Source organism: Burkholderia sp. 28_3, from assembly GCF_003253915.1.
Classification (GTDB): domain Bacteria; phylum Pseudomonadota; class Gammaproteobacteria; order Burkholderiales; family Burkholderiaceae; genus Burkholderia; species Burkholderia cenocepacia.
The window spans coordinates 225533-248770 of record NZ_QKZF01000004.1 but is presented as its reverse complement, the minus strand read 5'-3'; the positions used below and the strand labels follow the sequence as shown (position 1 = coordinate 248770).

The window sequence follows — 23238 nt, the reverse complement described above, 5'->3', positions numbered from 1 at the left end:
TGCGAACGCATTCATGAGCACCACGGCTTCACACAACGTCCAGTCGATCTGGTACACGCGCTGTCCGGTGCCGACACCGCTCGGCATCGCCGCCCATCTCGGCTGGCTGGATCACGAATTCGCCGGCGACGGCATCACCGTGCGCGCGCTGCAGGAAAGCCAGCACGCGGCACTGCATCACGCGCACGTCGACCATTCGCTCGACAACGCGTTCCGCCAGGGCGGCAGCATTCCGGCGCTGTGGGCACGCGCGTCCGGCGCCGACACGCGCGTGATCGCGCTGACCTGGGTCGACGAGGCGCAGGCGATCGTCGCGTTGCCGGAAGCCGGCCTCGTGCGGCCGAAGGATCTGCGCGGGCGCCGCATCGGCCTGCCGCGCCGCGACGGCGAGCGGATCGACATCTTCCGCGCGGCGGCGCTGCGCGGTTTTGTCAGTGCGTTGTCGCTCGACGGGCTCGGGCCCGGCGACGTCGACTGGGTCGACGTACCGGCCTCGAACCTGCGCGTGCCGGTGTCGACGCCCGCGACCCGCGACGCGGCATTCAGCCACCCCGCGAGCCTGTCGAGCCGGCGGCTCTATGCGGCCGAGGCCGCCGCGCTGGTGCGCGGCGACGTCGATGCGATCTACGTGAAAGGTTCGCTCGGGCTCGAAACCGCGCACCTGATCGGCGCGCAGCCGGTGATCGACATCGGCTTTCATCCCGATCCGCAGATCCGCATCAACAACGGCTCGCCGCGCCCGCTGACCGTCAATGCGTCGACGCTGGAGCGCCACCCCGATATCGTCAGCCGCTTTCTCGCACGCGTGACCGACGTCGAAGGGTGGGCCCGCGAGCACGAGCACGAAGTGCTCGGCTATCTCGGTCGCGAGACGGGCTCGGGCCACGACTGGCTGCGGCTCGCATACGGCGCGAACGTCCACCGGCGGCTGCGCACGGATCTCGACGAAGCGTCGATCGCCGCGCTCGACGATTTCAAGCGCTTCCTGGTCGACTGGCGGTTCCTGCCCGCCGACTTCGACGTGCGCGCATGGATCGACCGGCGCGCGCTCGACGGCATCGCGACGCTGTCGCGGTGAGCACGCCGGCACGCGTCGCCGACGCATGGCGGCGCGAGCGCTTCACCGGCGGCTTCATGCTGCTCGCGCTCGCGAGCGGCACGACGATCAGCATGGCGCAGCTCGCGACGACGCTGTATGCGCTGGCGCTCGGCGTCGACGACGCACGGCTCGGCATCATCGCCGCGATGGAGCCGCTCGGCATCGCGCTGATGACATTGCCGGCCGGGCTGCTGGTCGCGCGCTACGGTGCACGGCGCGTGTACTTCGCCGCGAGCATGGGGCCGATGCTGCTCAATCTCGTCGTGCCGTTCACCGGCGCATGGCCGCTGATCGCACTCACGCAGGGGCTGATCGGGCTGTGCATTCCGTTCCGGATCGTGTCGATCAACGGGGTGTTTCTCGCGCGTCTCGCTCAGATCGGCCTGGCCCGCGCGGGCTGGTATCGCGCGGCGATGTCGGTCGGAACGGGGATGGCGGGGCCGTGGCTGGCGAGCTGGCTGATCGGCACGCACGGTGCGGTCGCGACGTTCTGCGCGGCATCGGCGAGTTTCGCCGGCATGGCGTTGTTCAGCCGCGCGTTGCTCGGCGATGCACCGCCGCCGCCGCGTGGTGATCGAACCGGAACCGGCAGCCTGCGTACGTTGCTCGCGCTCGCGTGGCGCCGCGACATCCGCGAGCAACTCGTCGCGGAAGCGGTGAACAGCGCGACGCGCGCACTCGTCGGCACCTATACGGTCGTGCTCGCGATCCAGTCGCTCGGCCTCGCGCAGACGCATGCCGTCGCGCTGCTGACGTTGCAGGGCGTCGTCGCGGTGCTCGCGCTGTTCGGGCTCGGGCACGTCGCGCAGCGAATGACGGAACGTCGTTGCCATGCACTGAGCGTCGCGGGCGGCGTGGCCGGGCTGCTCGCGCTCGGCCTCGGGCGCGACGCATGGACCGTCGGCGCGGGTCTCGCCGCGCTGTGCGCCGGGTCGTCGCTGCTGCATCTCGTGAACATGCAGCATCTCGGCCGTCATCCGGCCGACAAGAGCCAGGTGTCGAGCCTCTACAACCTCGCGTCGATGACCGGCGCGTTCTGCGGTCCGCTGATCGGCAGCGCGCTCGCGCCACTCGTCGGGCTGCGGGCGGTGTTTCTGTGCTGGCTGCCTGTCGTCGTGCTGGGCGCGCTTGCACTGCAGTTCGCGCATGGACGTCGCGACGCGACGCAGCCGGCGCCTGCGAAGCTGTCCTGACGATTTCGGCGTCGGACGGTGTTGCGTGACCAGCAGTTTGACGTCGTTCACAGATGCGCATGCAGCAACACCGGCGCGGCATGCCCGCCGCAAGCCCCGTGCGACGGGCATGTCGACGCTGGCATCCGAATTGCATGAGAGAACCCGTGCGTCGCGCACGCACGTGCGTTCAACCGATCAAACAGGATGACTCATCGATGTTCAGGAAAAAACTAATCGTCACCGCGCTGGGGGGACTGTTGACGGGCGGCGCCGTGTCGTTGCCCGCGTGGGCAGAGGACGGCGCGGCGACCGCTGGCGCGCCGGACGCGCAGCCGGCGCAACAGGCATCGGACGATGTCGCCGCGGCCGCGCCGAAGGCGGTGCGTGCGAACCGCGGCGCGGCCGCACGCGAAACGAACCTCGGCACGGTGACCGTGACGGCGCGCCGGCGCAAGGAACGCATCCAGGACGTACCGGTCGCGGTCACCGCGCTGAGCGGCGATGCGATCAGGAACAACGAACTGCGCGTGATCAACGACGTGACGAAGTACGTGCCGAACTTCACCGGGCAATCGACCGAAGGCCGTGAGCGGCCGCGCTGGTTCCTGCGCGGCGTGGGCAGCAACGATCCGTCGGACCTGTCGCTGAGCCCGATCGGCGTGTACTTCGACGACGTCTATATCAACAGCGTGTTCGGGCAGGGCTTTCCGCTGTTCGACCTCGACCACATCGAAGTGCTGCGCGGGCCGCAAGGCACGCTGTGGGGCAAGAATACGGTCGGCGGCGCGCTCAGCATCACGTCGCAGAAACCGACGTTCGACGTGAGCGGCTACGGAAAAATCGGGCTCGGCCAGTACAACAGCCGGCTCGCGGAAGCGGCGATCGGCGGGCCGATCGGCAAGAACGACGTGCTGGCCGCGCGCGTGTCGGTGTATCACGAGAATGCCGACAGCTTCTACACGAACACGGTGCAGCAAGGGCGCTTCGGCGGCTTCCACGACAACGCGGTGCGCTTCCAGGTGCTCGCCGTGCCGACGTCGGATACCGATTTCCTGTTCAACATCCACGGCCGCAACTATACGGGCGGCGGCAACGCATGGCACGCGGAAGGCGCGGGACGCGGCGGCACGAACCAGTTCGGCTTCGTCGGGTCGAGCGATCCGTATACGGTGTCGCTCAACGCGCCGTCGAGCGATCACATCTCGACGTGGGGTACGTCGCTGACCGCGCACTGGCGCATCAACCCGGCCGTATCGCTGACGTCGATCACCGCGTTCGAGGGGCTGCACCGCTGGTACCAGGACGACGAGGACTATTCGCCGGTCGATGCGGCGCGCTCGCACGACCGCCTGTCGAGCCGGCAGTTTTCGCAGGAATTCCGGCTCGAATCGCCGCAGAACGACCGGCTGAGCTGGATCGTCGGCACGCACCTGTTCACCGAGCAACTGGCCGAGCAGGGCGCCGGCGGCGGGCTGCCGGGCTCGCCGTCGCCCGCGTACTACCATCTGACCGACCTCACGCAGCACACGCAGAGCGCGGCGATCTTCGGCAGCGTCAAGTACCGGTTCACCGACCGCTTCAACGTGACGGGCGGGCTGCGTTACACGATCGAGCGCAAGACCATCAACCTGACCGGGCTGCAGGATACGGGCAATGTGACGTTCAGCGATCCGAACAGCTGGTGGTCGCCGTCGTCGGTATCGTCGCCGCTCGCGGTCAGCGCGCAACAGCACCAGACCAACACCTGGCGCGCGCCGACCTGGGACCTCACGCCCGAATATGCGCTCAGCAGCAATGTGCGCGCGTATTTCCGCTATGCGCGCGGCTTCCGCTCGGGCGGCTACAACGGCAACGCGTATACGCAGAGCACGGTGTCGACCGTGTCGCCGGAGTACCTGAGCGATTACGAAGTCGGTATCAAGAGCGAATGGTTCGACAAGCGGCTGATCGTCAACGCGAGCGTGTTCCACTACGACTATCGCGACATCCAGGTGTTCGCGCTGGCGCCGAACCCGTTCGGCGGCCCGCCGGTGTCGACGCTGTCGAATGCCGGGCAGGGGCGCGCGGACGGTTTCGAGCTGGAGCTGAAGGCGCAGCCGGTCAACAGCCTGTACCTGTTCGCGAACCTCGGGATGCTGAACACGCGCTACACGGAATTCCGCAACGTGCCGACGGCCGTCGGCAACTCGTTCGCGCGTTCGCCGCATACGACGCTGAACGCGGGCGTCGACTATCGCGTGCCGGTGTCGTTCGGCACGCTGACGGCGGGCGGCGACGTGAACTACCGCAGCCGCGAGTACTTCAGCGCGACGCGGCAGACGATGCCGCAGCTCTGGCAGGGCGGCTATACGGTGCTGAACGCGCATGTGTCGTACACGACGCCGAACCAGAAGTACATCGTGACCGGCTACGTGACGAACCTGACGAACAAGGTCTACAAGAAACTCGAGTTGTTGCCGTCGTATGGCGCGTATCCGGTGCTGTATGGCGATCCGCGCACGGTCGGGATCACGCTGACCGCGAAGATCTGACGGCGATGCCTGCCGCGGCGCCGGCGCGTGGAGCGCCGGCCCGCGGCGGGCGGTCCTTGCGCGCGTCACGAGGCGACGCGAATCACCACCTTGCCGAAGTGCTGCCCCGATTGCAGGTGCGCATACGCCTGCGGCGCTTCGTCGAAGCCGAACACCCGATCGACCACCGGCTTGATCCGTTTCGCGTCGACGAGCCGCACGACGTCGTCGAGCATCGCGCGGCTGCCGACCATGAAACCGTGCAACCGCCGGAAGCCGCCGATCAGCGACAGCAGCCCGAGTTCCGGCCCGCCGAAGCTGCTGAGGCCGCCGATCACCGACACGATGCCGCCGATTTTCGTCGCGGCGACCGAGCGCGGCAGCGTATCGCGGCCGCCGACCTCGACGACCAGATCCGCGCCGGCGCCGTCGGTGAGCCGCAGCACCTCGTGCTGCCATTCCGGCGTCGCGCGATAGTTGATCGTTGCGTCCGCACCGAGTGCACGCGCGCGTTCGAGCTTCGCATCGCTCGACGACGTGACGATCGTGCGCAACCCGGCGGCCTGCGCAAGCTGCAGTGCGACGATCGACACACCGCCGGTGCCGAGCAGCACGACGGTCGCGCCCGGCTCCAGTCCGCCGTCGACGAACAGCGCGTTCCATGCGGTGATGCCCGCGCACGACAGCGTCGCCGCTTCGTCGTAGTCGAGATGCGCGGGAATCGCGACCAGCGCGGTTTCGTCGGACACGAAGCGTTCGGCGAGCACGCCGTCGAATTGCGCGCCGGGTGACCCCGCGACTTTCTGCGGCGTCGGCGGCCCGTCGATCCAGCGCGGGAAGTAGGTGTTGATCACGCGGTCGCCCGGCTTGAAGCGCGTGACGTCGCGGCCGGTTTCGACGACTTCGCCGGCGCCGTCGGCGACGGGGATCAGCGCTTCCTTGCCGATACCCAGATAGTCGCCGCGCGCGAACATCAGGTCGCGATAGTTCAGCGCGGCCGAGTGGATCTTCACGACGACGTCGGTCGGCCCGACCGGGCGCGCTGCCGCGTCGACGCGCCGGAGCCCGGCCAGGCCGTCGCCCGGTTTGATTTGCCATGCATGCATGTCGACTCCTTTTCGAGATAGTCCGGACTATCATAGTGTCGCGCGGGTGGACGCATTGGCGAGAATTTGGCCAACGATTGTTGCCGTCATGGACACAACCCCGTCATCGCATTTCATTGGAGCGGAGCGGAACGGCATGGACGAACGGCTCAGGGGCGTCGCCGAATTTGTCGACGTGGTGGAATCGGGCAGCTTCGCGGCGGCGGCGCTGCGCCTCGGCATGACGCGCTCGGCCGTCGCGAAGATCGTCGCGCGGCTCGAACTCCGGCTCGGCGCGCGGCTGCTGCAGCGCACGACGCGCCAGCTCGGCCTGACCGACGAAGGGCTCGTCTATTACGAGCAGTGCCGGCGGCTGCTGGCCGAACTGGGCGAGACGGAAGCCGCGCTCGACGCGGGCCGCCGCGAGCCGGCCGGGCGCGTGCGCGTCAGCGTGCCCGTGCTGTTCGGGCGGCAGTGCGTGGCGCCCGTCGTGCGGCGGCTCGTCGAGCGCCATCCGCGGCTCGAAATCGACATGTCGTTCAGCGATCGCGTGGCCGACCTCGTCAACGACGGTTTCGACCTGGCCGTGCGCATCGGCGAGCTGGCCGATACGAGCGCGCTGGTCGGCCGCAAGCTGGGCGTGCAACGCATGGGCATCTGCGCATCGCCCGACTATCTCGCGCGTCATGGCCGGCCGTCGGGGCTCGAGGCACTCGCGTCGCACGTCGGCATCGCGTATTCGCGCGGCGGACAGCCGACACCGTGGCGGATCATCGGCGCGGATGGCGCGGTGCACGACCATCGCGCGGCCGGCCGCCTGCGGTTCGACGACCTGCAGGCGATCGCCGACGCGGCCGCCGCCGGCGCGGGCCTCGCGTGGCTGCCGTGCTGGCTGATGGCGCCGTACGTGCGCGACGGCCGCCTCGCGCTCGTGATGGACAGCGACAGCGTGTCGGGCGCCGAAGTGTTCGCGGTGCGGCCGGCGGCGCGCCACGTGCCGTCGAAGGTGCGGGTCGTCGTCGATGCGCTGGTCGACGAGATTCCGCACATGCTGGCGTCCGACGACGCGAGCGGCGAGCGTACGTGACGGCGACGCCATTCCGACGACGACGCGACAACCCGGCTGGCTGCGCATCGCGCCCGCTCGCGTCTCACATATCGAGAAGACGTCCCGGTAATTGACGCGAATTTCACGCGGCTCCTAGACTGGCCTGCATGACGCCGCGCCTCACGCGAGACGATCCAGGAGACATGCCGATGACCGCCCCCGCCCCGCAGTTGCACGCCGCGACGATGCGGCGCCTGAACCTGCGCCTGATTCCGTTCCTGATGCTGCTGTACCTCGTCGCGTATATCGACCGCTCGAACATCTCGGTCGCGGCGCTGCAGATGAACGCCGACCTCGGCCTCAGCGCCGAAATGTACGGGCTCGGCGCGGGGCTGTTCTACGTGACCTACATCCTGTTCGAGGTGCCGAGCAACCTGTTCCTCGCGCGGGTCGGCGCGCGTCGCTGGATCGCGCGGATCATGATCACGTGGGGCATCGTCGCGGCCGCGATGAGCGCGGTGCAGACGCCGGGGCAGCTCTATGCGATGCGGCTGCTGCTCGGCGCGGCCGAAGCCGGCTTCACGCCGGGCATCATCTACTACCTGTCCGCGTGGTATCCGCAGAGCGACCGGGCGCGGGCGATGTCGTTCTTCTATATCGGCGCGACGCTCGCGTCGGTGATCGGGCTGCCGCTGTCCGGCGCGCTGCTGAACCTGAACGGCGTGCTCGGCGTCGAAGGCTGGCGCTGGCTGTTCCTGCTCGAAGGCGTGCCCGCGTTGCTGCTCGGGTTCGTCGTGCTGCGCCGCCTGCCGGACACGCCCGCGCACGCGCGCTGGCTGCCGGCCGACGAACGCGCGTGGCTCGAAGCGACGCTGCGCGACGCCGCGCCGCGCGAACATCTGTCGCACGGCGTCGCATTGCGGCGTGCGTTCGGCGACGGCAAGGTGTGGGCGCTCGCCGCGTTCTGGTTGCTGCAGGCGTTCGGCACGATCGGCCTCACGCTGTTTCTGCCGCTGCTCGTGAAGAGTCTGTCGGGACAGTCGAGCTTCGCGGTCGGCAGCCTGTCCGCGCTGCCGTTCCTGTTCGCGTGCGTCGCGATGTACCTGAACGGCCGGCATTCGGATCTCGGCGGCGAACGCGCGCTGCATCTCGGCGTGCCGATGCTGCTGGCCGGTGCGTTGCTGATCGCGGCGATCTATACGCCGGTGCTGCCCGTCGCGTATGCGCTGCTGGTGCTCGCGGTCGGCTTCAACTGGGCCGCGACGCCGGTGTTCTGGGCCGTGACGACCGAGTACGTGTCGGGCCTCACGGCGGCCGCGTCGATCGCGCTGATCAACGCGGTCGCGAACATCGCGGGGCTCGCGCTGCCGCCGGTGATGGGGCGGATCAAGGACGTCACGCATTCGTACGATCTCGCGCTGCTGCTCGTCGCGGCCGCGTTGCTGGCGGGTGGTGTGCTCGCGTTGCGGATCGCGTCGCGGCGCGTAATGCCGGTCGTGGCGGGGCGGGTGAGGTGAGCGACTGGCGAGTGTGAGGGTGACGCATCGAACGCGACGAGAAGGCATCGACCGTACGCGTTTCTCATCGCTGCGGCACAATCGGGCGGAGCACGCGCGCGCCGGGTGACCACAAGGCGCGTTGCGCCGTTTCCTCCGGATTCCTTGCCAAGGGCACACGCATGTCATCCCGCACTTATCTCGTCACCGGCGCATCACGCGGCATCGGCCTCGCGATCAGCACCACGCTCGCCCGACGCGGCCATCGCGTCGTCGGTCTCGCGCGGCACGCGCAGGGCATCGACTTCCCCGGCGAATTGCTCGCGTGCGATCTCGCCGATATCGAACAGACCGCCGCGACGCTCGCACGGATCGGCGAACACCACCATGTCGACGGCATCGTCAACAACGCGGGCATCGTGTTGCCGCAACCGCTCGGGAAGATCGATTTCCAGTCGCTGCAGACCGTGTTCGATCTCAACGTGCGGGCTGCGATCCAGGTCACGCAGCACTTTGCCGATGCGATGAAGGCGCGCGGCCACGGGCGCATCGTCAACATCTGCAGCCGCGCGATTTTCGGCAGCCTCGACCGCACCGCGTATTCCGCCGCGAAGAACGCGCTGGTCGGCTGCACGCGCACGTGGGCGCTCGAACTCGCCGAGCACGGCGTGACCGTCAACGCGGTGGCGCCCGGCCCGATCGAGACCGAGCTGTTCCGCCAGACGCGGCCGGTCGGCAGCGAAGCCGAGCGCAAGGTGCTCGCGACGATTCCCGCGCGCCGGCTCGGCACGGCCGACGACGTCGCGGCCGCAACCGCGTTCTTCCTGTCCGACGAAGCCGGTTTCGTCACCGGGCAGGTGCTGGCGGTGGACGGCGGCGGCAGCCTCGGCGGGCGCAGTTGACGCACGGCGGCGCGACGCGTGGCGGACGATACGCGTCGCATATTCCGCCACCCCGTTAGCATGTGACGAATCCGACTTTGGGCGCTGCGCGGGCGACGCTAAGATCGCCGCTCCCGTAGATCGAGCGTCAACAAGAATGAAAAAGTCCGCTTCGCCGTTGCATGCCTTTCGTTTCCGTGTCGTTTGCGCCGCGATTGCCGGCGCGGTGTCGCTCGCATCGTGCGGCGGCGTCGACAGCGATGCGCCGCCGTCGCAGGCCGGCGCCACGCCAGCGCCCACCCCGACCCAGGCCGCGAAGCGCCCGAACATCCTGTACATCATGGCCGACGATCTCGGCTACTCCGACATCCATGCGTTCGGCGGCGAGATCAACACGCCGAACCTCGACGCGCTCGTCGCATCGGGCCGCATCCTGTCGAACCACCACACGGGCACCGTCTGCGCGATCACGCGCGCGATGCTGGTATCGGGCACCGATCACCATCTCGTCGGCGAAGGCACGATGGGCGTGCCGACCGACGAACGGCGCGGGCTGCCCGGCTACGAGGGCTACCTGAACGATCGCGCGCTGTCGTTCGCGCAACTGCTGAAGGACGCCGGCTATCACACGTACATCGCGGGCAAGTGGCACATCGGCTCGGGCATCGTCGGCAGTACGACGGGCAGCGGGCAGACGCCCGACCAGTGGGGCTTCGAGCGCAGCTACGTGCTGCTCGGCGGCGCGGCGACGAACCACTTCGCGCACGAGCCGGCCGGCTCGTCGAACTACACGGAAGACGGCCGCTACGTGCAGCCGGGCCAGCCCGGGCAGCCGGGCGGCGCGGGCGGCAGCCCGGCCGTGTTCTATTCGACCGATTTCTATACGCAGAAGCTGATCTCGTACATCGATGCGAACAAGCAGGACGGCAAGCCGTTCTTCGCGTACGCGGCCTACACGTCGCCGCACTGGCCGCTGCAGGTGCCCGATCCGTGGCTGCACAAATATGCGGGCGTGTACGACGCCGGCTACGATGCGATCCGCAACGCGCGGATCGCGCGGCAGAAGGCGCTCGGCCTGATTCCGGCCGATTTCAAGCCGTTCGACGGGCTGCCCGAGACGACGGTCGCCTCGCCCGCGACCGCGAACAACGGCACGGCCGGCGCGAAGTACATCAACGCGGTGCATTCGGCCGCGGACGGCTACGGCGACTACGGCCCCGGCAAGGTCGACAAGCTGTGGTCGAGCTTGTCGCCGGCCGAGCGCAAGGCGCAGGCGCGCTACATGGAGATCTACGCGGGGATGGTCGAGAACCTCGACTACAACATCGGCCTGCTGATCCAGCACCTGAAGGACATCGGCGAATACGACAACACGTTCATCATGTTCCAGTCGGACAACGGCGCGGAAGGCTGGCCGATCGATTCCGGCGCCGACCCGACCGCGACCGACACCGCGAACGCACAGGAGCCGACCTATTCGGCGCTGGGTACTGACAACGGCAAGCAGAATGCGCAGCGCCTGCAGTACGGGCTGCGCTGGGCGGAAGTGAGCGCGGCGCCGTTCCGGCTCACGAAGGGCTATTCGGGCGAAGGCGGCGTATCGACGCCGACGATCGTGCACCTGCCGGGCCAGTCGCAGCCGCTGCCGACGCTGCGCGCGTTCACGCACGTGACCGACAACACGGCGACGTTCCTCGCGGTCGCGGGCGTCACGCCGCCGTCGCAGCCGGCGCCGCCGCTCGTCAACACGCTGACGGGCGTCGACCAGAACAAGGGCAAGGTCGTCTACAACAACCGCTACGTGTATCCGGTCACGGGCCAGTCGCTGCTGCCGGTGCTCACCGGTTCGGCGACGGGCGAAGTGCACACGACGCCGTTTGGCGACGAAGCGTACGGCCGCGCGTATCTGCGCAGCGCCGACGGCCGCTGGAAGGCGCTGTGGACCGAGCCGCCGCTCGGCCCGCTCGACGGCCACTGGCAGCTGTACGACCTCGCGTCGGATCGCGGCGAGACGACCGACGTGTCCGCGCAGAATCCGTCGGTGATCGGCACGCTCGTCGACCAGTGGAAGGCCTACATGAGCAACGTCGGCGGCGTCGAGCCGCTGCGTCCGCGCGGCTACTATTGAGCGCGGGAGCGACACGATGCGGTTCCGCTTCTGGACGATCGGCGCGGCGCTGGCCGCCACGCTGTTCGCCGCCGCGTTCGCGGCCGGCTATGCGAATCCGGCGGCGCCGGCAGGCGGCGCGTTCGACGACCTGAATCGCGGCCGCGCGCTTGCGCCGCTCGGTTCGGAGCGCGAGTGCGAACGCTATTCGGGGCTGCCGTCGAAATGGCGCGACGATCCGAAGGCCGGGATGGTGCACCTGCGCGGCGGCGCGTTCGTGTTCGGCAGCACGCGCGGCTATGCGGACGAGCGTCCGGTCGGCGACGGCCGCACGCGCGTCGGCGGCTTCTGGATCGACCAGACCGACGTGACGATCGCGCAGTTCGCCGCGTTCGTGCAGGCCACCGGCTATGTGACCGAGGCCGAGCAGCAGGGCGGCGCGGCGGTGTTTCATGTGCCGACGCGCGACGAGATGAACGCGCGCGACCTCGCATGGTGGTCGTGGGTGAAGGGCGCGTCGTGGCGGCATCCGCGCGGGCCCGGCAGCGACGTGACGGGGCTCGGCAACCTGCCGGTGACGCTCGTCACGCAGCGCGATGCGCTCGCGTATGCGCACTGGCTCGGCCGCGATTTGCCGACCGAGGCCGAATGGGAATACGCGGGCAAGGCCGGCCGCGACGACGCATCGCTCGATGCGGCGCCGCGCGATGCGCAGGGCAAGCCGGCCGCGAACTACTGGCAGGGCGCGTTTCCGGTGCTCGACTCGGCCGAGGATGGCCACGCGGGATTGGCGCCCGTCGGCTGCTATGCGGCGAACGGCTTTCATCTTTACGACATGATCGGCAATGCGTGGGAATGGACGAAGGACGCGTACACGGGCCCGCATCAATCGCACACGAACGGCGACACGGCGGCCGTCGCACCGCCGACGCGCCGGCACGATACGCCGATGGTCATCAAGGGCGGTTCGTTCCTGTGCTCGCGCGATTACTGCGTGCGCTATCGTGCATCGTCGCGCGAACAGCAGGAAGCCGATCTCGGCGCGTCGCATATCGGGTTTCGCACGATCCTGAGGGACGCGTCATGACGGCGGGCATCGGGCGATTCGTGTCGGCGTGGCTGCTGGCGGCATGCGGCATCGCGCATCATGGTGCGGCGATGGCTGCCGACGCCACTGCACCGGCCGTGCGCGTCGGCGTCACGCGCGGCGTGCATGCGCAGATCCTCGACGAAGTGAAGCGGGTGGCTGCCGCGCGCGGGCTCGGTGTCGACGTCGTCGAATTCGACGATGCGTCGCGCATCGACACGGCGCTGGCCGACGGGCGGATCGACGCGGCCAGTTTCGAGGATGCGCAACAGCTGGCCGCGACTCGCGCACGCCAGCGCGTCGCGCTGACCGAAGTCGCGCCGACCGTCACGCTGCCGATGGCCTTCTATTCGCGCAAGCTGAAGAACCTGAACGAACTGCAACCCGGCGCGACGGTCGCGCTCCCCGCCGATCGGCGCGGGATGGCGCGCGCGCTCGTGCTGCTGCAGAACGACACGCTGGTCACGCTGCGCGAAAAAGCCGGCCTGCATGCGACGCTGCGCGACGTCACCGGCAACCGGCTCGGGCTGAAATTCGTCGCGCTGCGCCGCGACCGCCTTTACGCGGCGCTCGACACGGCCGCGTTCGTCGCGATCGACAGCGACGACGCGGCCCGCTTCGGGCTGCAGCCCGCGCGCGACAGCATCAGTCTGGAGGATGCGCGCTCGCCGTATGCGAACGTGCTGACGGTGCGGGACGCCGATCGCGCGAAGCCGTGGGTCGCACAGCTCGTCGCCGCGTATCACTCGGACGACGTCGCGCGCTTCATCCTCACGCGCTACCAGGATTCGGTGCGGCGGCCGTGGTAGATACCTACCAGCTCGCGTGCAACGCGTGCGGACGGTGCTGCAACAGCGCGCCGACGCTGTCGTTGCGCGAACTGTTCCGGCATCGGCATCGCTTCGTCGGCGCATTGACGCTCCGCCGCGTGCCGAAGCGGCGAACGGGCGAACGCTGGCAGGCAGGCGGGCGCGAGCAAACGCTCGATGCGGACGACGTCGCGGCCGCCGATGCGCTGGCGGACCGGCTGTTCCATCGCGGCGGCGGCATGAACGGCGAATGGCTCGCGCTGACGCTGCAAGGCTACGACTATCCGTCGCTGGGCCGCTGCGCGGCGCTCGCCGACGACGGCCGCTGCGGCGTGCACGCGAACAAGCCGTCGATCTGCCGCGCGGTGCCGCTCGATCCGGCGCTGCCCGACCGGTTGCAGGCCCGCGTGCTCGCGGCGCGGCGCGACGATGCGGCGTGGCTGGGCGCGAACTGCATCGTCGAAGCGGGGCGCGTGCGGTCTGCCGATGAATCGGTGTTCTCGATTCCGCTGGTGACGGCCGGACAGGTCGCGGACCGTGCGGCGCTCGACGCGCATCGCGCTGCGCTCGTGTTCGAGCGCGCGGTGTGGCGCGACGCCGTGTTCGCGTCGTTGACCGATGGCGGGCAGGACGTGCGTCATGCGCTGTCGCGGCTTGCGCCGGGCGGCTACCTGACCGTGTCGATCGTGCCGGTCCTGCTGGCCGTCGCGCCGGTTTCCGCGCATTGCCGCGCGCTGTGCATCGACTTCATCGACGCCCAGCTCGCGTTGATCGGCGCGAACATCGAAGCGGCGCTCGTGCGCCGGCAGGCGGCCGACCGGCCCGCGACGCACGAATTGCGCGGCTTCGCGCAGGCGCTGGAGCGGGCGCGACGGGCGCTCGCGGCCATGCCCGCATCCGCGGTTGGAACGCGTGACGATGCGCCACGCATCGACGCATGGCTCGACGATCGCGTCGACGCCGATCCGCTCGCCGCGTGACGATCGCGGCACGCCGCGCGTGCCTTACACTTGGCGCTCTTTCACTCGTTCGGATGGAGCGGCATGTACGCGTCGACCTTCATTTTTCGTGCCGGGCAGTACGACGACGAATTCCACCGGCTCGACCGGCAGATCGCCGACATGGCGCGTGCGACGCCCGGCTATCTCGGCGAGGAAACGTGGGAGAACGCGGAGGCGGGCCTGATTCAGAACGTCTACTACTGGGAATCCGAGGCGGCGCTGCGGCAGTTGATCCAGCATCCCGCGCATCTCGAAGCCAAGGCGAAGCAGGCGCGCTGGCTGGACGGGTATCGCGTCGTGATTTCGCAGGTGCTTCGCGAGTATGGCGACGGCAAGCTGACGCCGCCGCATGCAGGGGCGTCAGCGTAAGCGTTGCCGGTCAGGCCGCTGCGCCGGCTTCTCCCGGCGCGGCCGGCTCGCTCGCCATGCGCTCCCAGATCGGGAATGTCGCGTTCTGGATCGACGTCTGCGCGTCGACGACCTTGCGGTGATCGATGCCGGGCAGGTCGAGCAGCCGGTCGATCGCCGCCTTCGCGCCTTCTGCATCCTGCGGGAAGGCGCAGGCGAATTGCCTGTTCGTCTCGAACAGAATCCACCAGACATCCGACGCGAACGGCCCCTGGTCGTTGGTCTCGATCACGATCGCGCCGAGGTCGGACAGCGCGATGCCGCGCATCGCCCCGGTGCCGTCGGTCGCTTCGATGCGCGTGTCGGTTGCCGCTACGGTCCAGCCGTTTTGTCGGGTCGACGATCGCGCGGCATTCGATCGGGCCGTGCTGCCGGCGACTGCGCCAGTGCCAGTGCCAGTGCCGGTCGGCGCGGCCCCACCCGCGGCACCGGCCGCAACGCTCGGCGCCACGCCATCCTGCCGTTCGCGCCCGTCGATCCACGGCAGCGCGGCGGCGCCCACCATCGCCGCGATCCATAAGTAGTACCCGGCCCCGAACGTGCGGATCGTTTCGTAGTTCGCATCGGTCGGGATCGTATGCCACCCGAGCGCAAAGACCACGACCCCGGCCAGCAGTGCGGACACGGTACGGCTTGGCCTGAGCAGCGCGACGACGAGCAACGGGTTGCCGAGCCACGCGAATTGCAGGTCGAGGATCGCGAGCCCGCCGAGCGCGAGCACCGTGTAGCCGTGCCACCAGCTCACCGCGCCGGCCGCATTCGGCGGTTCGGCCGCGACGGGCAGCAGCAGCGACGCGATGTACGACGCGACGATCACGACACGCGCGAGGTTCAGGCGGGGCGAAGCGGAGCGAATCTGCATGTTGCCTTCTCGTTGTGCACGATCATGCGAAGCGACGAAGGGCGGATGGCCGGGCCGTCATTCACGATGCGCGGGCCGACGTGGCGACGCGCTGAACGCGATTGTGGGCGATTCGCGCGGCGATGTCGAACGTGCGTCGTCCACCGCTGCGCCGTCACAGCGCTTCGACCAGCAACCGCGTGCTCTTCTCGCAATACTCGTGACATGCCGCGCGCGCGGCGATCGACGCACCGTGCACGAACCTGGGCGCGTCGGCCCGCCGCGACATCGACACGACGATCGACGGCGGCGACGGCTGCAGCGGCAACTCGACGACTTCGCCGCGCTCGATCAGCGCATCGACGAACAGCACCGGAATCGCGGCGACGCCGAAACCGTCGCGCACCAGCTGCACGATCACCGAGATCGACGGCGATCCGGTGATGCGCGTCTCCGACAGCGGCACGCCATGCGCGTGCGCGAGCGTGCGGACGATGTCTTCCAGCGCGCGATGGGGCGCGGTGCCGCGTCCGTAGGTGAGGATCGGCTGGCGCAGCACCTGCCGCGCGAGGCCGGTGCGCGTGTTCGGCAGCAGCCCGGCGCGGGCGATCCAGCGTACCGGGTAGTTTGCGAGCGCGTCGCACACGACCGACGCTTCGTCGCTGCCTTCCACGCGGATGATCAGGTCGAGTTCTCCCGCCATCAGCCGGCGCTGCAGCACGACGCTGACGTCGACGGTCAGATCGATCTCGAGCTGCGGATAGTCGGCCGCGAGCCGCCGCATGTAGTGCGGCAGCCAGCTGTGCACGACCGTCTCGATCACGCCGAGCCGCAGCTTGCCGCGCAGCGCGCTTTCGCCGGACGCGGCGGCCTGCAGTTCCTGCGTCGCCTCGACCACGGCTTTCGCATAGCCGAGCAGGTATTCGCCGTTCGGCGTGAGCCGGAACGCGCGGCTGTCGCGATCGACGAGTACCGTCTGCAGTTCGTCCTCGAGCGCCTTCAGGCGCTGCGAGATCGCGGCCGGCGTCGCATGCAGCGCCGCCGCGGTCGTGCGGAAGTTGCGCAGCTTCGCGAGCGTGACGAAGGTTTCGAGAAAACGTGTGTTCATGGCGGTCGGGCGAGGCAGTGGATGCGCAGCTTGCCGGCGACGAAAAGTGAACGGGACCGGGGAAAACCCGCAGATCCGTTAAGAAATTCTATACAACAGGCGCAAAAAAACTCGTTGGCGACAAAATTTTTTCCTTTCTATTCTTCGCCATATCCGATGACACACCACCGTCATCCCCACGCCATCCCGATCTGCGACCGACCATCATGACGCCTTCCGAATTCCGCCAGTCCGTGCGCCGCGGCGCGTTCCGCGGCCCGACCGCCGGCCATTGCGGCCCGTTTGCCCAGGCGAACCTGGCGATCCTGCCCGACGCGTACGCGCACGATTTCCTGCGCTTCTGCCAGGCGAACCCGAAGGCCTGCCCGCTGCTGGGCGTCGGCGAACCGGGCGCGTTCCGGATCGCCGCGCTCGGCGAGGATCTCGACATTCGCACCGACGTGCCGAGCTACAACGTATACAGGGACGGCCGGCTGACCGAGCGCGTCGAGTCGCTCGAAGCGCTGTGGCAAGACGATTTCGTCGTATTTGCGATCGGCTGCTCGTTCTCGTTCGAGGACATGCTGGCCCGCGAAGGGATCGGGCTGCGCCACGTCGAGGAGGGGCGCAACGTGCCGATGTACCGCACGTCGATCGCGAACCGCCGCGCGGGGATCTTCGGCGGCCAGCTGGTCGTGTCGATGCGGCCGCTGCGCGGCGCCGACGCGATCCGCGCGGTGCAGATCACGAGCCGGTTCCCGGGCGTGCACGGCGCGCCGATCCATATCGGCCACCCGCGGGAACTGGGCATCGACGATCTGAACGCGCCCGAATTCGGCGACGCGGTGACGATCCGCGACGGCGAGCTGCCGGTGTTCTGGGCGTGCGGCGTGACGCCGCAAACCGCGCTGATGGACGCGAAGCTGCCGATCGCGATCGCGCATACGCCCGGCCACATGCTGATGACCGACATCACGAACGCATCGCTGGCCGTGTTCTGACCGGCCGGCCACCCCGTACGGGACATACCGCGACATACCGCACCACAAGCCATTTGACGGCGCATCACGACAGGAGCACCACCATGGAAAGCAAGACCCTCGCGGCGCCCGCCGCCGAGCCCGCGAGCCGCGAGCGCAGCGGCCTGTTCTCGTGGTACGCGGATGCGCAGCCGCGCGAGCGCCGCGCATTCTGGAGCTGCAAGGTCGGCTACATGCTCGACGGGATGGACACGCAGATGCTGTCGTTCGTGATCCCGACGCTCGTCGCGACCTGGGGCATCTCGCTCGCCGACGCGGGCTTCATCGGCACGATCACGCTGCTCGCGTCGGCGCTCGGCGGCTGGATCGCCGGCATCCTGTCCGACCGGATCGGCCGCGTGCGCACGCTGCAGCTGACGGTGCTGTGGTTCGCGGTGTTCACCGCGCTGTGCGGGCTCGCGCAGAACTACCACCAGCTGGTCGCGGCGCGCGCGCTGATGGGCTTCGGCTTCGGCGGCGAATGGACGGCCGGCGCGGTGCTGATCGGCGAAGTGATCCGCGCGCGCGACCGCGGCAGGGCGGTCGGCCTCGTGCAGTCGGGCTGGGCGATCGGCTGGGGGCTGTGCGCGCTGCTGTATGCGCTGCTGTTCTCGGTGCTGCCGGCCGAGCAGGCGTGGCGCGCGCTGTTCCTGGTCGGGCTCGCGCCCGCGCTGCTGGTCGTCGCGATCCGCCGCTACGTGAAGGAGCCGGACGTCTACGAGAAGGAGAAGGCCGCGCAGGCGAAGGTGGCCGACGCGCCGCGCCTCACCGAGATCTTCGCGCCGAAGCTGATCACGACGACGCTGCGCGCGGCATTGCTGACGACCGGCGCGCAGGGCGGCTACTACGCGATCACGACGTGGCTGCCGACGTTCCTGAAGACCGAACGGCACCTCACGGTGATGGGTACCGGCGGCTATCTCGCGATGATCATCTTCGGCTCGTGGGTCGGCTACCTGACGAGCGCGTACCTGACCGACCGCCTCGGCCGCAAGCCGAACTTCATCCTGTTCGCGGTCGGCTCGATGGTGATCGCCTTCGCGTACACGTCGCTGAACCTGACCAACGCGTCGATGCTGTGGCTCGGCTTTCCGCTCGGCTTCTTCGCATCGGGCATCTTCTCGGGGATGGGCGCGTTCCTCACCGAGCTGTTCCCGACCCGCGTGCGCGGCTCCGGCCAGGGCTTCTGCTACAACGTGGGCCGCGCGATCGGTGCGCTGTTCCCGTTCCTGATCGGCGCGCTGTCCAAGCAATACGGGCTCGGCATGAGCATCGGCATCTTCGCGGTCGCCGCCTACGGCGTGGTGATCGTCGCCGCGCTGACGCTGCCCGAGACCCGCGGCCGCGAACTCGACGCCGCCTGACCGACGGCAGCGGCGGGGCGGCCCGCCCCGCGTGTTTCTTCCCTCTTCATCGACCCCGTGACACGGCGCGCGACGCGCGCCGTGCGGCGGCGTTCGTCCCTCGATTCAACGACGCATCGACCGACACCATGACTGACCGACACCTTTCCTCCGTTCCCTCCGACGCCGCGCGCTGGCAATTCTGGATCGACCGCGGCGGCACGTTCACCGACATCGTCGCGCGGCGGCCCGACGGCACGCTCGTCACGCACAAGCTGCTGTCGGAGAACCCCGAGCAGTACCGCGACGCGGCCGTGGCCGGCATCCGCCACCTGCTCGGCCTCGCGGCCGGCGAGCCGATCACGCCCGCGCAGGTCGACATGGTGAAGATGGGCACGACGGTCGCGACCAACGCGCTGCTCGAACGCAAGGGCGAGCGCACCGCGCTGGCCACGACGCGCGGCTTTCGCGACGTGCTGCGCATCGCGTACCAGAACCGGCCGCGCCTGTTCGATCTCGACATCGTGCTGCCCGACGCGCTGTATGAGACGGTCGTCGAGATCGACGAGCGCGTCGGCGCGCATGGCGACGTGGTCGTGCCGCTCGATGTTCAGGGTGCCGAAGCGTCGTTGCGCCGCGTGTTCGACAGCGGCGTGCGTGCGCTCGCGATCGTGCTGATCCACGGCTACCGCCACACCGCGCACGAACGGATGCTGGCGGAGCTCGCGCGCCGCATCGGCTTCACGCAGGTGTCGGTGTCGCACGAGGTGTCGCCGCTGATGAAGATGGTGTCGCGCGGCGATACGACCGTGGTCGACGCGTACCTGTCGCCGATCCTGCGCCGCTACGTCGAGCAGGTCGCGCACGAGATGCCGGGCGTGAACCTGCAGTTCATGCAGAGCAGCGGCGGCCTCACGCGCGCCGATGCGTTCCAGGGCAAGGACGCGATCCTGTCGGGCCCGGCCGGCGGCATCGTCGGGATGGTGCGCGCGGCGCGCGCGGCCGGCTTCGAGCAGGTGATCGGTTTCGACATGGGCGGCACGTCGACCGACGTGTCGCACTACAACGGCGAATTCGAGCGCGAGTTCGAGACGCAGGTGGCCGGCGTGCGGATGCGCGCGCCGATGATGAGCATCCACACGGTCGCGGCCGGCGGCGGCTCGGTGCTCGGCTTCGACGGCGCGCGGCTGCGCGTCGGCCCCGAATCGGCCGGCGCGAACCCGGGGCCGGCCGCGTACCGGCGCGGCGGCCCGCTGACGGTGACCGACTGCAACGTGATGCTCGGCAAGATCCAGCCCGATCATTTCCCGCGCGTGTTCGGCCCGCATGCGGACCAGCCGCTCGACCGCGACGGCGTGGTCGCGAAGTTCGCGGCGCTCGCCGATGAAATCCACGCGGCGACCGGCCGGCGCGAGACGCCCGAGGCGCTCGCCGAAGGCTTCCTGGAAATCGCGATCGGCAGCATGGCGAACGCGATCAAGAAGATTTCCGTGCAGCGCGGCCACGACGTGTCGCGCTACGTGCTGACGACGTTCGGCGGCGCGGGCGGCCAGCACGCGTGCGGCGTGGCCGATGCGCTCGGAATGACGCAGGTGTTCGCGCATCCGCTCGCGGGCGTCCTGTCCGCATACGGGATGGGGCTGGCCGACCAGACCGCGATGCGCGAGCGCGCGGTGGAAGCCGTGTTGTCCGACGCATCGCTGCCGGCGCTGAACGCGGCGCTCGACCGGCTCGCCGACGAGGCCATCGGCGCACTGCTCGAACAGGGCGTGGCGCCGGAGCGGATCGCGACCGAGCGGCGCGTGCACCTGCGCTACCAGGGCACCGATTCGGCGCTCGACGTGCCGGCCGGCAGCGTCGCCGCGATGCAGCAGGCGTTCGAGGCCGCGTACCGGCAGCGCTACGCATTCCTGATGCCCGGCACGCCGCTGGTGGCCGAACTGGCGTCGGTCGAGGCGATCGGCCGCTCGGACGCGCCGGTCGACATCGCGCCGCTCGCGCCGCGCGAGGCTGGCGCGGCGCCGCAAGCGCACGCGGCCGTGCGCTTTTATTCCGGCGGCCGGTGGCACGACGCGGCGCTGGTCGTGCGCGACACGCTGCGCGCCGGCGACGCGATCGACGGCCCGGCGATCGTCGCGGAGCAGAACGGCACGACCGTCGTCGAGCCCGGCTGGCGCGCCGCGATGACCGCGCAGGGCAACCTCGTGCTGACGCGCACGACGCCGCTGCCGACGCGCCGCTCGCTCGGCACCGACGCCGACCCGGTGCGGCTCGAGATCTTCAACAACCTGTTCATGTCGATCGCCGAGCAGATGGGGCTGCGGCTGCAGAACACCGCGTACTCGGTGAACATCAAGGAGCGGCTCGACTTCTCGTGCGCGATCTTCGACGGCGACGGCAACCTGATCGCGAACGCGCCGCACATGCCCGTGCACCTCGGCTCGATGGGCGAAAGCATCCGCACGGTGATCGAGCGCAACCGCGGCCGCATGCGCGACGGCGACGTGTTCATGCTGAACGACCCGTATCACGGCGGCACGCACCTGCCGGACGTGACGGTCATCACGCCGGTGTTCGCGGACGGCTCGGACGCACCGCTGTTCTACGTCGGCTCGCGCGGCCACCACGCGGACATCGGCGGCACGACGCCGGGCTCGATGCCGCCCGATTCGACCCATATCGACGAGGAAGGCGTGCTGATCGACAACTGGCAGCTCGTGTCGGCCGGCGTGCTGCGCGACGCCGAGACGCGCGCGCTGCTGGCATCCGGTCGCTACCCGGCGCGCAACGTCGAGCAGAACATGGCCGACCTGCGCGCGCAGGTCGCCGCGAACCAGAAGGGCGTCGACGAGCTGCGCCGGATGGTCGCGCAGTTCGGCCGCGACGTCGTGCTCGCGTTCATGGGGCACGTGCAGGACAACGCGGAAGAAGCGGTGCGGCGCGTGATCGGCGCGCTGCAGGACGGCGCGTACCGCTATCCGCTCGACAACGGCGCGGAGATTCGCGTCGCGATCCGCGTCGATCGCGCGGCGCGGCGTGCGGAGATCGATTTCACCGGCACGTCCGCGCAGCTCGGCAACAATTTCAACGCGCCGAAGGCCGTCTGCATGGCCGCGGTGCTGTACGTGTTCCGCACGCTGGTCGGCGACGACATTCCGCTGAACGCCGGCTGCCTGAAGCCGCTGACCGTGATCGTGCCGGCCCGCTCGATGCTCAATCCCGAGTATCCGGCGGCCGTCGTCTCGGGCAACGTCGAGACGTCGTCGGCGATTACCAACGCGCTGTACGGCGCGCTCGGCTGCGTCGCGTCGAGCCAGGGAACGATGAACAACTTCACATTCGGTAACCATCAGTACCAGTACTACGAGACGATCGCCGGCGGTAGCGGCGCGGGCAACGGCTTCGCGGGCGTCGGCGCGGTGCAGACGCACATGACGAACTCGCGGCTCACCGATCCGGAGGTGCTCGAATGGCGCTACCCGGTGCGGCTCGATTCGCACCGGATCCGCGCCGGCTCGGGCGGTGGCGGGCGCTGGCGCGGCGGCGACGGCGCGGTGCGACGGATCCGCTTCCTGGAGCCGATGACCGCGTCGATCCTGTCGAACAACCGGATCCACGCGCCGTTCGGCGCGGCGGGCGGCGAAGCCGGCGCGCTCGGCCGCAACACGATCGAGCGGGCGGACGGCACGGTCGAGGTGCTCGATCACATCGGCCGCGCGCAGATGGCGCCGGGCGACGTGTTCGTCGTCGAAACGCCGGGCGGCGGCGGTTACGGCGCGGCCGGCTGAGCCGCGTACCCGGCGCCCGGCGCGGACGTCCCGCGCCGGGCGCGGGGGAGACTATTGCAACGAACTGTGGAATAAAGCCGCGCATTCACGCGCGAACGGAATCAAAAATGGCGGAAAACCGGATTGCGGCATGTGATTCGACCCTGCCGCGACGGCCGCCCCGAAGATCCGTCCCCTTATCCATGAATCGGCCGCAAATGCCCGCCAGACGGGGATTCCGGGCCGTCTCGCCGGCCCTGATTCGCCGCGCGCCATCCGCTCCGTCGCATGCTGCCAATCATGAAAAATCCGGCTTGCCAATCGAGTCCCGATTCCTTGACACTCTGCTCTAAATGTGAGTGCCAATCCTCATCGTCATTTGATAAGATGGCTCTCATCATTCGTAAGGCAGAACCTGCGCGTCACGCGCGAACGCCGGTCGCATTAGCTGGAAACAAGGACGGGACGAGGCCCG

17 protein-coding genes are annotated in these 23238 nt (G+C 69.2%); 14 read left to right on the top strand and 3 right to left on the bottom strand.

Translation table 11 applies throughout. From position 1 onward, the window contains the following. The first annotated feature begins 13 nt into the window (after positions 1–13). The 3 genes from DFS13_RS11815 to DFS13_RS11800 all read left to right on the top strand — a co-directional run bounded on the left by DFS13_RS11815 (position 14) and on the right by DFS13_RS11800 (position 4805). Entirely contained in the window at positions 14–1078 is a 1065-nt protein-coding gene (locus tag DFS13_RS11815; RefSeq protein ID WP_059722387.1) for an ABC transporter substrate-binding protein, read from the top strand. Next, positions 1075–2292: an MFS transporter gene (locus DFS13_RS11810; protein ID WP_111441734.1), complete on the top strand. Its 1218-nt coding sequence runs from the start codon at positions 1075–1077 to the stop codon at positions 2290–2292. The genes DFS13_RS11815 and DFS13_RS11810 overlap by 4 nt, the downstream gene beginning before the upstream one ends. Before the next feature lie 197 nt (positions 2293–2489). Continuing rightward, positions 2490–4805 carry a TonB-dependent receptor gene (locus DFS13_RS11800; protein WP_111441733.1) on the top strand — a complete coding sequence of 772 codons (2316 nt, stop codon included), beginning with the start codon at positions 2490–2492 and terminating at the stop codon, positions 4803–4805. A gap of 65 nt (positions 4806–4870) precedes the next feature. On the opposite strand, the gene DFS13_RS11795 is transcribed toward DFS13_RS11800, so the two are convergent. Further along, the gene (locus DFS13_RS11795; protein ID WP_006484330.1) at positions 4871–5890 is read right to left on the bottom strand and encodes an NAD(P)-dependent alcohol dehydrogenase; all 1020 of its coding nucleotides are present in this window, start codon (positions 5888–5890) and stop codon (positions 4871–4873) included. Between the two features lie 136 nt (positions 5891–6026). Here DFS13_RS11795 and DFS13_RS11790 point away from each other — a divergent pair, with 136 nt between their 5' ends. The 8 genes from DFS13_RS11790 to DFS13_RS11755 all read left to right on the top strand — a co-directional run bounded on the left by DFS13_RS11790 (position 6027) and on the right by DFS13_RS11755 (position 14667). Beyond that, positions 6027–6956, top strand: a complete 930-nt coding sequence (locus DFS13_RS11790) for a LysR family transcriptional regulator (protein ID WP_111441732.1) — start codon at positions 6027–6029, stop codon at positions 6954–6956. Between the two features lie 170 nt (positions 6957–7126). Beyond that, positions 7127–8434: an MFS transporter gene (locus DFS13_RS11785; protein ID WP_111441794.1), complete on the top strand. Its 1308-nt coding sequence runs from the start codon at positions 7127–7129 to the stop codon at positions 8432–8434. A 161-nt stretch (positions 8435–8595) separates the two neighbouring features. Next, positions 8596–9315, top strand: a complete 720-nt coding sequence (locus DFS13_RS11780) for an SDR family oxidoreductase (RefSeq protein ID WP_006495706.1) — start codon at positions 8596–8598, stop codon at positions 9313–9315. A 136-nt stretch (positions 9316–9451) separates the two neighbouring features. Further along, positions 9452–11422 carry an arylsulfatase gene (locus tag DFS13_RS11775; RefSeq protein WP_006484325.1) on the top strand — a complete coding sequence of 657 codons (1971 nt, stop codon included), beginning with the start codon at positions 9452–9454 and terminating at the stop codon, positions 11420–11422. A 16-nt stretch (positions 11423–11438) separates the two neighbouring features. Then, positions 11439–12488 (top strand): formylglycine-generating enzyme family protein, encoded by a 1050-nt coding sequence (locus tag DFS13_RS11770; RefSeq protein ID WP_048984366.1) that lies wholly within the window; start codon positions 11439–11441, stop codon positions 12486–12488. Beyond that, positions 12485–13297 (top strand): MetQ/NlpA family lipoprotein, encoded by an 813-nt coding sequence (locus DFS13_RS11765; protein WP_006484322.1) that lies wholly within the window; start codon positions 12485–12487, stop codon positions 13295–13297. The genes DFS13_RS11770 and DFS13_RS11765 overlap by 4 nt, the downstream gene beginning before the upstream one ends. After that, entirely contained in the window at positions 13291–14277 is a 987-nt protein-coding gene (locus tag DFS13_RS11760) for a YkgJ family cysteine cluster protein (protein ID WP_062885290.1), read from the top strand. Before DFS13_RS11765 ends, DFS13_RS11760 begins: the two co-directional genes overlap by 7 nt. Positions 14278–14340: 63 nt before the next feature. Continuing rightward, on the top strand, positions 14341–14667 hold the full coding sequence (locus tag DFS13_RS11755) for an antibiotic biosynthesis monooxygenase (protein ID WP_006484329.1): 327 nt from the start codon (positions 14341–14343) through the stop codon (positions 14665–14667). A gap of 10 nt (positions 14668–14677) precedes the next feature. Here the strand turns inward: DFS13_RS11755 and DFS13_RS11750 are convergent, their stop codons facing one another. Further along, complete coding sequence (locus DFS13_RS11750; RefSeq protein ID WP_111441731.1) at positions 14678–15568, bottom strand: hypothetical protein; 891 nt, start codon at positions 15566–15568, stop codon at positions 14678–14680. Between the two features lie 154 nt (positions 15569–15722). Further along, the gene (locus DFS13_RS11745; RefSeq protein WP_006484336.1) at positions 15723–16655 is read right to left on the bottom strand and encodes a LysR family transcriptional regulator; all 933 of its coding nucleotides are present in this window, start codon (positions 16653–16655) and stop codon (positions 15723–15725) included. Between the two features lie 206 nt (positions 16656–16861). On the opposite strand from DFS13_RS11745, the gene DFS13_RS11735 reads away from it, so the two are divergent. The 3 genes from DFS13_RS11735 (at position 16862) to DFS13_RS11725 (ending at position 22784) form a co-directional block, all read left to right on the top strand. Continuing rightward, entirely contained in the window at positions 16862–17635 is a 774-nt protein-coding gene (locus DFS13_RS11735) for a putative hydro-lyase (protein ID WP_006484320.1), read from the top strand. Positions 17636–17718: 83 nt separating this feature from the next. Beyond that, the gene (locus DFS13_RS11730) at positions 17719–19017 is read left to right on the top strand and encodes an MFS transporter (protein ID WP_006484334.1); all 1299 of its coding nucleotides are present in this window, start codon (positions 17719–17721) and stop codon (positions 19015–19017) included. 128 nt (positions 19018–19145) lie between these two features. Then, positions 19146–22784, top strand: coding sequence for a hydantoinase B/oxoprolinase family protein (locus DFS13_RS11725; RefSeq protein ID WP_006495699.1), 3639 nt, complete (start codon positions 19146–19148; stop codon positions 22782–22784). The last annotated feature ends 454 nt before the right edge of the window (positions 22785–23238 follow it).